15 protein-coding genes and 1 pseudogene are annotated in these 13778 nt (G+C 51.7%); 10 read left to right on the plus strand and 6 right to left on the minus strand.

Going from position 1 to position 13778, the window contains the following annotated elements; all coding sequences use genetic code 11:
- Positions 1–39: 39 nt before the first annotated feature.
- The 3 genes from DKY63_RS21095 to DKY63_RS21105 are packed head-to-tail and all read left to right on the plus strand — an operon-like array spanning position 40 to position 2121.
- Positions 40–687: an amino acid ABC transporter permease gene (locus tag DKY63_RS21095; RefSeq protein WP_110965856.1), complete on the plus strand. Its 648-nt coding sequence runs from the start codon at positions 40–42 to the stop codon at positions 685–687.
- 10 nt (positions 688–697) lie between these two features.
- On the plus strand, positions 698–1357 hold the full coding sequence (locus DKY63_RS21100; RefSeq protein ID WP_110965857.1) for an amino acid ABC transporter permease: 660 nt from the start codon (positions 698–700) through the stop codon (positions 1355–1357).
- A complete protein-coding gene (locus tag DKY63_RS21105; protein ID WP_110965858.1) occupies positions 1354–2121 on the plus strand; it encodes an amino acid ABC transporter ATP-binding protein in 768 nt (255 codons plus the stop codon). The genes DKY63_RS21100 and DKY63_RS21105 overlap by 4 nt, the downstream gene beginning before the upstream one ends.
- 64 nt (positions 2122–2185) lie before the next feature.
- Here DKY63_RS21105 and DKY63_RS21110 read toward each other — a convergent pair whose 3' ends face one another.
- Entirely contained in the window at positions 2186–3175 is a 990-nt protein-coding gene (locus tag DKY63_RS21110) for an Abi family protein (protein WP_110965859.1), read from the minus strand.
- A 110-nt stretch (positions 3176–3285) separates the two neighbouring features.
- Between DKY63_RS21110 and DKY63_RS32415 the strand changes: the two genes are divergently transcribed.
- The 6 genes from DKY63_RS32415 (at position 3286) to DKY63_RS21140 (ending at position 8004) form a co-directional block, all read left to right on the plus strand.
- Positions 3286–4515, plus strand: coding sequence for a tyrosine-type recombinase/integrase (locus DKY63_RS32415; RefSeq protein ID WP_110965860.1), 1230 nt, complete (start codon positions 3286–3288; stop codon positions 4513–4515).
- Positions 4506–5069 (plus strand): hypothetical protein, encoded by a 564-nt coding sequence (locus DKY63_RS21120; protein WP_110965861.1) that lies wholly within the window; start codon positions 4506–4508, stop codon positions 5067–5069. Before DKY63_RS32415 ends, DKY63_RS21120 begins: the two co-directional genes overlap by 10 nt.
- Positions 5070–5230: 161 nt before the next feature.
- The gene (locus DKY63_RS21125; RefSeq protein ID WP_239499319.1) at positions 5231–5527 is read left to right on the plus strand and encodes a helix-turn-helix domain-containing protein; all 297 of its coding nucleotides are present in this window, start codon (positions 5231–5233) and stop codon (positions 5525–5527) included.
- A gap of 55 nt (positions 5528–5582) precedes the next feature.
- Positions 5583–5900 carry a hypothetical protein gene (locus tag DKY63_RS21130; protein WP_110965862.1) on the plus strand — a complete coding sequence of 106 codons (318 nt, stop codon included), beginning with the start codon at positions 5583–5585 and terminating at the stop codon, positions 5898–5900.
- 2 nt (positions 5901–5902) lie between these two features.
- Complete coding sequence (locus DKY63_RS21135) at positions 5903–6772, plus strand: toprim domain-containing protein (protein WP_110965863.1); 870 nt, start codon at positions 5903–5905, stop codon at positions 6770–6772.
- Entirely contained in the window at positions 6769–8004 is a 1236-nt protein-coding gene (locus DKY63_RS21140; protein ID WP_239499320.1) for an AAA family ATPase, read from the plus strand. The genes DKY63_RS21135 and DKY63_RS21140 overlap by 4 nt, the downstream gene beginning before the upstream one ends.
- Before the next feature lie 685 nt (positions 8005–8689).
- Here the strand turns inward: DKY63_RS21140 and DKY63_RS21150 are convergent.
- The 3 genes and pseudogenes from DKY63_RS21150 to DKY63_RS21160 all read right to left on the minus strand — a co-directional run.
- Positions 8690–9199 carry a hypothetical protein gene (locus DKY63_RS21150; protein ID WP_110965864.1) on the minus strand — a complete coding sequence of 170 codons (510 nt, stop codon included), beginning with the start codon at positions 9197–9199 and terminating at the stop codon, positions 8690–8692.
- A gap of 9 nt (positions 9200–9208) precedes the next feature.
- Entirely contained in the window at positions 9209–10771 is a 1563-nt protein-coding gene (locus tag DKY63_RS21155; protein ID WP_162634914.1) for a hypothetical protein, read from the minus strand.
- A gap of 490 nt (positions 10772–11261) precedes the next feature.
- A pseudogene (locus DKY63_RS21160) lies at positions 11262–11593 on the minus strand (integrase core domain-containing protein); the annotation flags it as partial.
- 270 nt (positions 11594–11863) lie between these two features.
- On the opposite strand from DKY63_RS21160, the gene DKY63_RS21165 reads away from it, so the two are divergent.
- Positions 11864–12334 carry a hypothetical protein gene (locus DKY63_RS21165; RefSeq protein ID WP_110965866.1) on the plus strand — a complete coding sequence of 157 codons (471 nt, stop codon included), beginning with the start codon at positions 11864–11866 and terminating at the stop codon, positions 12332–12334.
- Positions 12335–12591: 257 nt separating this feature from the next.
- Here DKY63_RS21165 and DKY63_RS32195 read toward each other — a convergent pair whose 3' ends face one another.
- Positions 12592–12789: a hypothetical protein gene (locus DKY63_RS32195; protein ID WP_162634915.1), complete on the minus strand. Its 198-nt coding sequence runs from the start codon at positions 12787–12789 to the stop codon at positions 12592–12594.
- A 19-nt stretch (positions 12790–12808) separates the two neighbouring features.
- Positions 12809–13675, minus strand: coding sequence for an SDH family Clp fold serine proteinase (locus DKY63_RS21170; RefSeq protein ID WP_110965867.1), 867 nt, complete (start codon positions 13673–13675; stop codon positions 12809–12811).
- Between the last annotated feature and the right edge of the window lie 103 nt (positions 13676–13778).

Genomic DNA, 13778 nt, shown 5'->3' on the forward strand with positions numbered 1-13778 from the left:
GTCGTCGGGCCATTGAATCGGACTTTTCTGAGCGTTCCCATGGACCTGACACTGATACAGCGCACCTTCCCGTTTTTCCTGGAGGCGGCCTGGATAACAGTGCAAGTCTCCGTACTTGCACTGTTACTTGGCTTCCTGGTCGCCATCGTGCTGGTGGCTGCGCGGTTGTCCACTTTTCTCATGTTTCGAAGCCTCGCGAGACTCTACATAAGTGTGTTTCGCGGTACTCCCTGCCTGGTTCAACTGTTCATCATTTACTTTGGCGGGCCGCAGATCGGCCTTGAACTTGAGCCCTTCACCGCAGGTGTGATCGGCCTGGGTCTGAACATTGCGGCTTACATGGCGGAGTCCATTCGTGGCGCCATCATCAACGTTGATCCCGGCCAGGAGGAAGCTGCACGTTCAATCGGTTTTGGGCGGGGGCAGACGTTATGGCTAATCAAGCTGCCACAAGCCGCAAAACTGATGATCCGCCCACTGGGTGTTAACGCTGTCGCGCTCATCAAGGGATCTGCTTTGGTGTCGACGATCTCGGTCGTTGAACTTTCCTATACAGCGCAGCGTTTTATCAGTTCTACGTACAAGCCTTTTGAGATTTTCGTGGTGTCTGCGCTGCTTTATATCGTGATGGTCTATTCGGTTAGATACATCGTTGACTATCTCGATAACCGCTTCGCGGCAAGGTGAGAGCATTCAGATGCAAAACCTGGATCTTGGTATCGTTACACCCTATTCCGAACTGCTTGCGACGGGCCTTTGGTGGACGGTCGTCATGTTTTTAAGCTCCAGCGTATTGAGTTTGATCGCCGGGGTAGCTTTTGCACTTACCGTTCTTTATGCACCCAGGATTCTGGCGCTGCCCGTGCGCTTTATTACATGGCTGCTCATGGGGACGCCACTTCTGCTTCAGCTGTACCTGATTTATTACGGACTGGTGCAAGTGGGCATCGATATTCCTGCACTGGTGGCCGGCATCATAGGCCTTAGCCTGCACTTCGCCGTCTACAACGCCGACGTCATTCGTGCCGGCGTGATGTCGGTGGACCCTGGTCAAATCGAAGGCGCCCGGTCCATTGGATTCAGCCGTGGCCAGACTCAGCGCTACATCATCGTGCCGCAAGCGCTGCGCAGGACTATTGCGCCGCTTGGGAACAATCTGATTGTCCTGCTGAAGGACACCTCGCTGGTTTCCATCATTGGGATTGCAGAGTTGGTGTACAGCGCACAACTTGCAGTCAGCGAGACCTATAGCCCGTTTGAGTTTTATCTGACGGTGGCGGTTATTTACTATGCAGCCAATCTTGTTCTCGAGACCGGCCTGCATCTTCTCGAACGCAAGGTAGAGATGTCACGATGACCAGAAATGAATTCATGGTTGAGGTGAAAGGGGCTCGTAAGTCTTACGGAGCACTTGAAGTTCTCAAGGGAATCGATCTTTTCGTATCGCGTGGACAAATCATCGCCATCATCGGACCCAGTGGGTCCGGTAAAAGCACGCTTCTGCGGTCAATCAATCACCTGGAAGTGCTTAACGATGGAGAGATTTGGCTGGAGGGTGAGCAAGTCAATCGGCCTTTGAAAGGTCGTGCGTTCGAACAGCATATAAATGCCGTGCGCCAGCAGATGGGTATGGTGTTCCAGCACTTCAATCTATTTCCGCACTTGACCGTGTATGAAAACATTGCGCTTGGCCCGATAAAACTCAAGGGGCTCGCGAAGAATGAAGCTCGTGATTTGGCAATGGAATATTTGTCGAAAGTAGGACTGGCCAACAAGTTCGATGAATATCCTTCTCGCCTGTCGGGCGGGCAAAAGCAGCGCGTTGCCATAGCCAGGGCGCTGGCGATGCAGCCAAAAGTCATGCTGTTCGATGAGGCCACGTCAGCACTGGACCCGGAACTGGTCGAAGAGGTCAACCTGGTCATGAAGCAACTTGCTGCGGAACACATGACGATGCTGATCGTCACGCATGAGATGCGCTTTGCGGGTGAAGTGGCGGACCGGATTGTCTTTATGGACGGTGGGGTTGTGGTAGAGGAGGGTGCGCCGGGAGAGATTCTGCAAAACCCGGTCCATGAACGAACACGGTCGTTTCTGAAGAAGCATCTGCACGATAGATGAGGGGCGCTTAACGCAGAAAAACAAAAGGCCCGCATTGCTGCGAGCCTTTGTTTTGAAGGGTGCCTTATTCCAAGCTCCATTGCTCCAGGCATTTCCAGTCAGGTGGAAATCCCATGAGTCCCAAATAACCTGATTCTTGCTTATCCATGATTGTGGCCAAGCGAGTCTTCCACTGGCTGTCGGGACTGATTAGGTCGGTTAGATAGGCCAGTATCGTCAATACAATGTATAGCCGTTGCCTGGGTTGAGGCCGATCAGAAGGTGCATTTGGGATGGTCCATTCTTTGGGTAAGGCAGGTCGAATCGAGAGTTCTCGGTTCCATAGCCGTGAGTGATGGGCGCAGCAGTTTCGAATGAAGGTCAGAGTGTGTAGCCAGGAAGCCAATACATCGAAGGGTAGATTGAATCTGGTGGCGATAGCTTTCTTGTCGGCACTTCTGCCTATGGCATTGAAGAGGGTAGATACCGTCCCGAGGCTGAGTTCTTCCAGAATCGCCCAGGCGGGTGGGAATTCAGGGTGGGCATAGGTCGCTCCGTAGTATCGGAAGTAGTTATCCCGTATACGATTTTCGATCCTCTGTTGCTGCAACCCATCGACTTGTCGACCATTTTTGATGCGCTCAATATCGCGTTTGAGTTTGCTGCGCTCCTTATTCAGTTGCTCCCGCAGCGGACGCAACAATTCGAGATGCGGGTATGACGAAGAGAAAACTGATGCGTCAGCTATCCAATCAGGCCCATATTTGGGGCACATGTGATTGCTAATAGTCGCTCGTGCAGCGACTTCGACACGCTCGATGGCATCCATGGTCATGCGTCGCAACAAACCATCGAAGCGGTAGATGTCGGCGACTGCTTTCAGGGTGGTGCCGGGTTTGAAGGTGTGTTCAGGGTCTGGCTCCTGGAAGGGGCGCATGTACGGGCTCAGGCGAAACAGCGTGACCACTTCGAGAAAACGCATGGCCCGATCATCGTTGGCAACTTGCAGGCCTCTTTGCTTAAGCAGTTCCAATTGCTGTTCTACGCTGAGGGCCGGCTTGTCGAAGGGCCTCATGTAGTTTTCTCCAGGCAAAAAAAACCCGCACGATTTGAGCTTGCTGACCGGGTCAACCTAGGCTTGGCGGGTGTGTTGGGGTGCATTATAGGTAGCTTGAGAGGGCATCGATGGCTTGGGTGAAGATTGGTACTTTCCCCGAATTGGCTGTCGAACAGGCCCGCAACGAAGCGCATAAACTTCTCGCCGAATTTGCTACTGGCGCGAATCCTGCCGCCGTGCGTCGCGCTGTCCGCGAGGAGCCATCCTTCGCCGAGATGCTGATCGACATGTTGGCAACCAAGAAGAAGCGCGATGGCTCCCAGATCACTGAGCGTACTAAGAAAGACTATTTGGATACCGCTCGGATTCATATGGGGATTATTGCTGGGAACAAGCTGTCGCACATCACCCGATCTGAGGTGAAGACCATCCACTCCAAGGCTAGCAAGAAAAGCGTACGACAAGCGGATAAGGCCGTGGCCATCATTTCGTCAGTGTTCAACTTCGCAATTGATCAGGAACAATTCAGCGGCATTAACCCAGCAAGCCGTATACAGAAAAACCCGGCACCCTCTCGGGATCGCTTCGCGCAAGCCGATGAACTGCCCTTCCTGCTGGCAGCCATCGCAGACTCAGATTTGGCTGATTACTTCCTTCTGTCGCTGCTGACTGGGGCGCGCCGCTCTAACGTACAGGCAATGGCTTGGCGAGATATTGACCTGGACGGGGCCATTTGGCGTATCGGTATGACCAAGAACGGCACGCCTCAGAATGTCACTCTGTCGCCAGAAGCCGTGACCGTGCTGCGAGTACGCAAGCGCCTCGCAAAGTCGTTGCCCTTCGTGTTCCCTGGTAGCGGGAAAACCGGCCACTTGGTGGAACCCAAAAAAGCTTGGGCGACCGCGCTATGCCGGGCCAGCGTCCGACGCTTGCTAGATCAACTGCAAGCTCTCAACAAGTTGAGCAGCGAAGAGCGGCTAGCGGCTGAAGAACTGGTGCTACAAGCGCCAGTTAGGGCTAGGAAGAAGTATGAAGCAATGGCTGCCGCCGCAAACATTGATCCGGCCAACTACGACATGACCGACCTGCGTATCCACGACCTGCGTCGCACTCTGGGTAGTTGGCAGGCCAAAACCGGCGCTTCGCTTGCGATCATCGGTAAAAGCCTCAACCACAAGACACACCAAGCTACGGCAATCTATGCACGCCTTGACCTCGACCCGGTGCGCCAGTCTGTCAACATCGCCACCCAAGCCATGCTTGAGGCGGCAGGTCTCAAGGGGTCGGCGACCGTGACAGCATTGGTGACCAGCCTCCAGACGAAACGTAAAAATGGGGGCACTGCTGAATGCCTCTGAATGTCCTACAGATAGAAAAGTTATTCTCTGGGGATTCCGTGGCGCCCTTCCTGGCGGAATTCGTACGTATGGGGGATGACCACGGTGTCCGTGTTTATTCGCTAGCCCAAAACTATTGGTATTTCCGCTTCAAAGCACCGCATCACATGCTGGAAGGCCACGAACGCAACCCGTTTTGGGTTCGGCGAACTTTGGAGCAATGCCGAACCTGGGGTTGCCCAGTCCCTTTCTGGGCCCTTGATTACGTGATGCGTGCCGCTGCCAACTGTGCGGGTTACCCCTGGTCGAAAGAGAATGACGAACGCAGGGCAGAGGCATTCGTGGAGGCTATTCGCAAGTCATCCGTTTCTGAAAAACATCGTAAATACGATTTGCCTTGGGGCGAGCTCCCAAAGTTTTCTCGGCAAGAACGGAAGCGTGTTAAGGCCGCAATGGCTGACTTACAAGGTGAAAATACGTCAGAAGAAACTTCAATGCGGCTTCTGACTGCCGCCGAAAAATGTTGGAGCGAATGGGCGCAATTCGTCACCGCAATTACGTTTGATTCTGAGTAACTTCGAGGCCGATCTGATGGCGGTGTTGCGATAGGCGTTGTTAATACAAGTTGGGTTAAAAATCATCTTTTCCCACCCAGCAAAATTTTCGGTATTTCTTGAAACTGGCTCCGTCATGCCACTGCCGGCACGACCTTGTTCCCTTTTGCGGAGCCTATTTGATGACCGTAGCCATGCCCAAAACCCTCCAAGACAATATTGAGACCCTCATCGAGGACTACCGCCTCAATATTGCCAAAGCGCTGGGCTACGACCCGCAAGCACCACCCGTCCTGATCGATGACAAGCAAGCCGCCCAAGTTCTGGGGGTTAGTGCCAATACCTTGTCTGTCTGGCGTTCGCTAGGTCGGTATGGAATCCCTTTCGTCAAGTCGGGCCGCCTTGTGCGCTATCGGGTGGACGACCTCGCTAAGTTCCTAGCCCTCCGCACCGTGACCCATACCGGCAAAATCGTCTGATCAACGCAACGCGGAGGCGCATAGGCCTCCGCAAACTACTGCGTGGAGAACCGTCATGCCATTCTCATACGTTAGCGAAATCATCGAGGCAATCGAACTCGATGATGTCCCATGGGACCAACAGTGCCAGGCCATAATGCGCCTCTACCAGTTGATATTGGATGCCAATCAGGCTGAAACGCTTGCTTTTCTGGAGCCGTCTGATGAAGCAGTCGCAGTAGATTTCCTCGACTGTGTAGACGCGCTGGCAGTCGCCCCCATTTTCGACGATGACACCGCCCTAGATCGGGACGCGTTACGAGCTTCCCGCGAAGTCGTTCGGCTGATGAATGCAGGCCGCATAACGGTTCTGACCAGTTGTGGAGGAGCCTGAGCATGAACGCCATCCACGCCTTTCTCGAGGTAATGCAAGCCGTGTTTGGTCGGCTGAATTTTATGCCTGTAGCAGACGGAAAAATTTACCGTTTTCACGTTCCCGGCGATCGACATGGCAAGTTCAATGGCTGGTACGTGCTTCATCTCCACGTGATTGCCTACGGCTGTTTCGGCAGCTGGAAGATCGGAGTTACGCACCACTGGACCAGCCGCAAGCCAGCCAATCCACTGGAGGCCGCACAGGCGCGCCAACACGTCGCACAGACTAAGCGTCAGCATGACGCCGAAGAACTGCAGCGCCAGAATAGCGCCGCCGAATATGCGCGTGGACTTTTGAGTGCTGCAAGTCCTGCCAATCCCCATCATCCCTACTTAGTTGCCAAGGGCTGTCTCCCTCACAGGTTACGCCAGCGTGGCAACGAGTTGCTGGTGCCGATGTATCACGACAGCCAATTGGTTAACGTGCAACGCATCTTTCCAGACGGCACCAAGCGGTTCCTTGAGGGCGGCATGATCAAGGGGTGCTACTCACCTATCGGCCATCCGGTACCGGGCCAGTCGCTGACCATCTGCGAAGGCTGGGCGACTGGCGCCACACTCCATGAGGACACTGGCGCCCCAGTGGCCTGCGCTATGAGTTGCCATAACCTACTAGCAGTGGGTAGGCATCTTCGCCAGCGCTATCCCGATATCAAGCTGATCATTGCCGGTGACGATGACCGCCTGACCGAAGTCAACCCCGGAAGAACAGCTGCCACAAAGGCTGCTGCCGCGCTCGGCTGTGGCCTTGTATTTCCCCAGTGGCCATGCAATGCGCCTCGGGGACTGAGTGACTTCAACGATCGCCGACAGTGGGGGACGAGGCAATGAATGGCTCAGAACCGCCACCTTACGAGCTACTGCCACTTGAAGCCTACGACGACATGCCTGCTCAGGGCGCTAGGTCGAAGCAGTCGCCGAACATAAATTGTCATGCCGAACTTACACCGGCCTCCAGCATCAGCCCGCAGCCGATTAACTGGCTGTGGCCTAACTGGATTGCCCGAGGCAAGTTGACCGTTCTTGCGGGAGCCGGCGGCAGCGGCAAAACGACCTTGGCCATTGGATTGATCGGCACTCTGACTAGCGGAGGGCGCTGGCCTGATGGTGAGCGGTGCTCGAAGCCTGGAAATGTACTCATTTGGAGCAGCGAAGACGATATAGCGGACACATTGGTCCCTCGATTGGTTGCTGCTGGCGCCGACTTGAGCCGCGTGCACTTCATCAAGGCCCGGATTAATGAAAACGGGGATCGTGAGCCTTTCGATCCGGCCAACGATATCAATCTGCTGAACGAAAATCTCGCAACCATCGAAGGCGGGGTCGCTTTGTTGCTCATTGATCCCATCGTATGCGCTATTAAGGGCGACATGCACCGGGCCAATGATGTACGACGGGGATTGCAGGCTGTCGTGGATTTCGCTGAGAAGAACAAATGCGCCGTGCTGGGCATCAGTCACTTCAGCAAAGGGAGCATCGGCGGCATTCCAGCTGAACGGGTGATCGGCAGTCAAGCTTTCTCAGCTCTGGCTCGCACAGTCCTGGTAGCCGCCAAACAGGAAAACTCCAACACACGCGTGCTCGCTCACGCCAAGTCGAACATTAGCGACGATCAGGGTGGAGTGGAATATTTCATAGTGCCTTGCACTATCGGCGATGGCATCGAAACCACGTGCGTGCATTGGGGAGACAAGATCGACGGCAGTGCTCGCGACATTTTGGCCAATGCAGAGAAAATCGAAAAGATCGATTCAGAGGACTATGAAAAGCGCACCGCGCTGGAGAGCGCGTGCCAGTTTCTTCAGGAAGAGCTTAAGGACGGCCCCGTCGCATCTGAACAGATTGAGGCAGATGCAAAAAATGCTGGCTGCTCATGGTCGACGGTCAAACGCGCAAAAAATAAAATCGGCGTTTCGGCAAGAAAAAAACCTGAAAAAAATGGCAGTTGGGATTGGATTCTGCCCGAAGATGCTCAAAAGGCTACGAAGGCGCTCACAGAAGACAATGAGCATCTTCAGGAGGAAATGAGCACCTTCGACGACTCCGACACGGAGGAACTATGATGGGGGCAGCTATCGATTTTCTCCACCAGCATGGGCTCAATGCTAGGGCCAATGGGGAACGTATTGTCGTATCCCCGGCCAGCCGCGTTACTGATGACGTACGGCAATATGTTCGCGCCCACCGCCTCGAACTACTGGCTGAGTTGGCGGCTAACGACAGGCAGGAGCGCCGCACAGCCTGGCACATCACCCGAGAAGGCAAGCCACTCTGCATGTTGATTGGTGAACCCATGACCCACGTAGAGGCGCTGGAGATCGCCCGCTGGCACTGGCGGGATGTGGAGGTAGTTCCACTAAAGGGACGCGATGACCAGATCTAGTAAATCACCCGTGGTTATTAAGACAGGAGCATCGGCTCATTTTTTGACGATTCCTACCCATATCCGAAGGCTGAATTCAAAATTTTGATGTATGTCAGGAGCGGCGACTTTTCGCCTAGAGTGGTCATTCGCGATAGACAGAAAACGGCCAGTTTTATTGAAAAAGTAGCTCCCCTTTCTGGTCTGCGGCTAAATTATCGCATCGGCCAGCAGGGAGCTACGCAGCATGAGCGTCAGGCCGAGTAAACTTCATTTATTACTGTGAATGCCAACTTATGGCTGTGGATTCGACCAGTCGATACAGTAGATTGGCAAAATCGTTCAGCGTGCGTTTGATCCGTTATCTGACTGCCAATAGCCATGAGTTAATGAACTATGATAGGGCTGCTGTAGCTGATTGCTTTCCCACTTCGATCATTATAAATTAACCGTACTCTGTATACGCCGATGGTGTTGGCAGTTAAAAATGGTAACCGCGCAAAGCCATCAACATCAGTTTGCACTTTTCCCGTATAAGACTGAGCACCAACTACAATTTCACCAGATTCAGTAGCTAACAGGTATTCAATTTGTTGATTTGGTTCCGGCGTCATAATGCTATCCATATGTACGGTGCGCACCCAAAACGAAGTTTTTTCGGATAGTTTCAAAGCTAGCGTAGCATCGCGCCATGGTAGCGGGCACTTTGGTACCTCACCAAATCCGATAACAGCATACACTTCGAGGTGATCTCTAATGGTGTCGATACTTAGGGCTCGCTGGGCGCACGTCGGCCAAGTTATGAATATATAAAGTAACAGCATGACTACAGAGAACAATACGCCAGAAATTAAAGCAAGTAGCTTCCGTTGCCGCTGAACCAAGGCGATAAACATTGACCCTCCTCATTTTTCGAGCAAATGTATGCCTTCAGAGGGGAACGCTTGAAGTGTAGGGGCATTTAAGGCCCGTTGTTTTAAATCTTCAATCTGCGTGTTTGATAGCTGCGGGGTGAACTGGACAGTCTTAATTGCTTCCGTTCCAAGTATCGTCGGATATCCAGCGAACATAGCGTTCAAATCATCTCCTAAGACCAGCGTGTCTGTAAAGTCTGTACTTTGGTAAAGCGCTAGAATTTTTTGATACTGATCGGTAGTTATTTTGTTGTTCCGATAGTCATCAGCTAGCTCGAGAAGTTTTTTAGTTTTTATTGCACGTTCACGCTGAGCTCTATCCATAAAAGTATTAATTTTTTCTTGCGTGATGCAAGGTTGAGTAGTGTCCCCCAAATCAGAAAAATACTGTTTCGTGGTGTCACTGCAAGCGACAGCCATTACAGCGGAGAAGGTTACAGGTGCTTCTAATCTGCCCGTGTAAGTGACACGACGATGAAATTTCATTGATTGATTGAAGAATGATTCACTATATCCTGCGTTTACGCTAATACTCCAACCGAAAAGGTTAAAACCGCCGCCTCCACCACCGCCAGGGTCAGGTGCTTCGGGGTTTGGCTCGAACTTGAAAAAACCAGTTCCATTCAGCGCGGCATCATTAATTGCTTGAAATATAGTTTTCATGGTCTCGCCGATTTCGCGGCCATGTATTGCGGTGTCTAATGAACCCTCGATCTGGGAGAAGGTGCAGACGTTTTCCTTTTGCAAATCCTGCCATATTCCTTTGTATTGTAGTCGACCTATTCTGATATAACCTAGATTGACCGATCCACCCGCGCTTTTCCTGACCTGATGCCAGACTTGCGCGAGATCGCAATCTATATCGTAGGTCCATGGATCACCGACAAACTCGGCCTTTGCGTTTACATTTAATGAAAATGTTGGGTTGGCCGGAACTTCCGATCCAACCTGTGCTAGAGCAAGCGACGCTGCAAATAGCGATGAGAGACTACCAGCCGAAAAAGCGACGTCCGTACCAATTTGAATGCCATTTGGTAACTGCTGTTCAACCTTTCCATATGCACCGATAATCCCGGCGACTAGTGCAGACGCAATTTTTGGGTCGCGCAACTGCAAGGGCAGTAATTTTGGCTGCATTACACCAAACTCTTTAGTTAGCGAGGCAATTAAGTCTGCTCTAGTCTTATCGGATATATCGTAGGCAAAGGTTCCGCTGATGATGCCGCCGGATGCGGAGCGATAATTCCCTTTGGAGTCCTGAATAAAATAAGGTGGGCCGAAACCAAAATGTACTACTCTGAAGGTTTTTAAACGCTGTCCGAGAAGCACGTCGGATGTTGTTGGAAGGTACCAAAACTGAGTGCTATCCAAGGAGTCCTGATAAGCAATGGCACCTGGAATGCTTGTACCTTTACTGAAATATGGTGCAGCGTGGCTTTGATTGACTAAAACAAAAAAGAGCAGTACGAAAAAAACGCAACTCCGGCGTAAGCTCATGACATACCTCTGCCCGGTTATTTGATCTAATTTTCCGACTCGTTTTTTTGCAATCATGTGCAATTTTCTGATTATTTCACAGTGCAGTGATTCACTGCTTCATGCCATAGCGTCATGCCTAAGTAAAATTATTCGAGCTCTCGATGGACGTAATAAATTCAGCTGTGAATAAGTGCCAATTTACTTGCTAGCTTGCTAGGTAGCCGACTTTGTCAGGAAATCAATAAGCGCAATTGATAAATTTCTATTTAGCTGGTGATTATTACGTGCGATTTAATCTCTCTGCTTGAAAACTAGGTTGGGAGTGTGTTGCTGTCAAAGATCTAATTCGAATTTTGTTAATTTCTATTTGCGATTTAAAAATTCATTTTGTCTGTCTGTGTATCTGGTTTGTTTGTTTCGTTGCTGTTACAGTTGGCATGCCGGGCATAATATAAAGCATGAATTTGAGAGGTTTAGGAGATTTTTTTGGTGGACTACCCCATTCCAATAGACATTTTTCGGCCTCATAGAGAGGCGCTTTCAAAGTTCTCAGGGCTGACGCCGTTCAAGTGACTATGAGGGCAAGTACGGTGCGTAGTGGTGAACTAACCCCTGACACGATGTTAAGTTTTTCTCAGTCTGAGCTGGCGTCAGCCCGCCATTGAACTGGTGCGGTCGAATCCAGTTGAACCGATGCATAAAATAATGGCTGATGTTTCGGTGCGCTTCTTGGGTGGTCATGTAGCCCACGGTCGGTATCCACTCGGCTTTCAAACTCTGGTACACACGCTCCATCGGCGTGTTGTCCCAACGGTTACCACGACGGCTCATGCTCTGGCGCATGCGATAACACCAGAGTCGTTGGCGACACTGACGGCGGCCATATTGGGGGGATTCAATCGGTCGTCGTAACACTGGATTGTTGAATTGACTTTAGATTCTTGTTCAGCGCTCAAAGCCGACGCCCCCAAGCTACTCCACCACGACACGGCAGGCCGAGACCTGGCCATCGTCTATCTTGTATATATGCGTTCGGATTTAGTTTCAGACTGACCGAGGCATGGGGAGGGAACCCGGGTGGGGGGACCGCCACAAAATGGCCGACAAGGCTCCAGCGGGCACAATGCCTTTTCTCAATACTAATTAGAGTGATTTCGAGGCCCAAAAATGGCCAGAAGACAAGGTGAAATCCGAAAACTGCCTGATACCTCGATCGATGCCAAGGTTGAGCTGATACAGGCGGCGCACTTGGTTCTGACGCCGACACGCCAGCTTGACCCGCGTGCACAGCATATATTCGAGATGATTATGAGCATGCGGCCAATGACCATGTGGGGAGCCTATGACCTACAGTTGGCGACCGACTTGGCTGAGATCAATGCCCGGATCGAATGGACTCAAAAGATTTTAACTGTCGAGGGTGACGTGCTGACCACTCGTCTCGGAACGCCGATCATCAACCCGAGAGCAACCCACTGCGGCAACCTCAAACGCCAGGCGGTGACCTATGTGCGAGCATTGGGGTTGTCGGCAGGTCAACGGCATTTGGGTGATGAGCCGAATCGAAAACGAGCGAACGCGCAGTTCGATTTGCAGCGAGCCTCATATGGGGCAGAAGGTGATCCGTTGTTGGCATAATCGGCTGGGGTGGGATAGGCGGCCACTGCTACGGCTGAAAGGACTTCATCTGCATGCTCGCGTTATCTTTAGCCTCGGTAATGGTCGAGTACGCGTATGGAGCACTTCGGGCGCTCCTGGACTGGCCTTCGATACTCTTTGAGGCAAAAAAGTGATCACGATCTGAGATCACTCCGAAACCAGTGATCTTTTGAACGTCATTGACCCAAAGACACAAAAGCCCCGCCAGTAGCGGGGCCTTGAATTCGACGTGAAAATCACAATGCGATTGACGGGAGACTCATCGAGGACGGGTTGATGGGCGCAATATTGTAGCGCTCAGGCTGAACGGCTCCTGATTTCACCAGGCGATCGTAACGCTCGTTGATAGCTGTGAGGCGTTGAGACCGCTCTACCGAACGGCTTGCTGACTCCCGTTCAAGTGCTTCAGATGTACGGTTTGCAATTGTCGTCATGGTATCCCTCCCTCACTGGTTATGTGTAGTGAAGCATAAAAGCAGATCGTTGGCGTTCTGCATGCTCTGTGATCAGTTCTGAATAAACGCGCAGATTCTGCCTCAATTCCTGATCGTCAGTATAGTCTTCGATCTTCAGCTTCAGACCACCGGTTAACGTGTTGATTCCAATCATTCTCCCGTGTGAATGCCAGCGATTGTTATCGCTGAGATCTTTTGCAATTTGTTCGGCACGGGCTTCTTTTTCCGCTTCAGAAACGGCCGTTCCCGGATTGGTACAAGCGTGGACGGTCCAGTCTTTGAACTTATATTTTACAAGCCAAAGCTTGAGCAGGCTGACAGAAAGATCCCTAGCTTGTTCATAACGGCGAAGGGTCGCGAGATCCTGTCGCTGTAACATCATAAATTCCGCATCTGTGAGGCTGCCTGCGGCAGATTTTTCGATAAGTTGGTTCACCTTATCAATGTAACCAAGAGCAGGGACCAGTTGCCCATCTGCTAAGGGAACCTGCGGGTCTATAGGACCCAAGGATGAGGTGTAGTCCATGAAGATTTTATCGCCCGACATGCAAAAAATTGTGCCAGCGGACATTGCGGCGGTAGGTACCACAAAAAATACTTCATCAAAGTAGTGGCGAGTTACCTCAACCATTTTTTCGACAGCTTCCACTACCCCGCCCGGGGTCGCTATTACAATGCAAATTCGATTCGGGTTTTCAGTGTTGTCGCGATGCCGCACTAACTCCTCGATCGCATTTACATACGCGCTCTGAACTGCGGGATGTATAGGCCCAGAATATGCCAGAACTGAGCACCCGAAATGCTTCGCAATCAGGCCTCGATAATGGCTTAAAGCAAGAAGAATGTGATTATCCAGACTAGGCATCTTAGAATTCTTAGACCTCTCTACCCAACAGTTCAAGTGACTTTTGTATTAAAGCCACCTTAGCTGGCATTTTAAGGTCGCGCCATCTTGCCTTCAATTTCCT

The organism is Pseudomonas putida (assembly GCF_003228315.1).
GTDB lineage: Bacteria > Pseudomonadota > Gammaproteobacteria > Pseudomonadales > Pseudomonadaceae > Aquipseudomonas > Aquipseudomonas putida_S.

Coding starts and splice junctions, on each gene's coding strand:
- DKY63_RS21135 (WP_110965863.1), top strand. CDS start 5,903: ATGAACGCCATCCACGCCTTTCTCGAGGTAATGCAAGCCGTGTTTGGT.
- DKY63_RS32415 (WP_110965860.1), top strand. CDS start 3,286: ATGGCTTGGGTGAAGATTGGTACTTTCCCCGAATTGGCTGTCGAACAG.
- DKY63_RS21140 (WP_239499320.1), top strand. CDS start 6,769: ATGAATGGCTCAGAACCGCCACCTTACGAGCTACTGCCACTTGAAGCC.
- DKY63_RS21105 (WP_110965858.1), top strand. CDS start 1,354: ATGACCAGAAATGAATTCATGGTTGAGGTGAAAGGGGCTCGTAAGTCT.
- DKY63_RS21165 (WP_110965866.1), top strand. CDS start 11,864: ATGGCCAGAAGACAAGGTGAAATCCGAAAACTGCCTGATACCTCGATC.
- DKY63_RS21100 (WP_110965857.1), top strand. CDS start 698: ATGCAAAACCTGGATCTTGGTATCGTTACACCCTATTCCGAACTGCTT.
- DKY63_RS21170 (WP_110965867.1), bottom strand. CDS start 13,675: ATGCCTAGTCTGGATAATCACATTCTTCTTGCTTTAAGCCATTATCGA.
- DKY63_RS21125 (WP_239499319.1), top strand. CDS start 5,231: ATGACCGTAGCCATGCCCAAAACCCTCCAAGACAATATTGAGACCCTC.
- DKY63_RS21110 (WP_110965859.1), bottom strand. CDS start 3,175: ATGAGGCCCTTCGACAAGCCGGCCCTCAGCGTAGAACAGCAATTGGAA.
- DKY63_RS21095 (WP_110965856.1), top strand. CDS start 40: ATGGACCTGACACTGATACAGCGCACCTTCCCGTTTTTCCTGGAGGCG.
- DKY63_RS21130 (WP_110965862.1), top strand. CDS start 5,583: ATGCCATTCTCATACGTTAGCGAAATCATCGAGGCAATCGAACTCGAT.
- DKY63_RS21155 (WP_162634914.1), bottom strand. CDS start 10,771: ATGATTGCAAAAAAACGAGTCGGAAAATTAGATCAAATAACCGGGCAG.
- DKY63_RS32195 (WP_162634915.1), bottom strand. CDS start 12,789: ATGACGACAATTGCAAACCGTACATCTGAAGCACTTGAACGGGAGTCA.
- DKY63_RS21120 (WP_110965861.1), top strand. CDS start 4,506: ATGCCTCTGAATGTCCTACAGATAGAAAAGTTATTCTCTGGGGATTCC.
- DKY63_RS21150 (WP_110965864.1), bottom strand. CDS start 9,199: ATGTTTATCGCCTTGGTTCAGCGGCAACGGAAGCTACTTGCTTTAATT.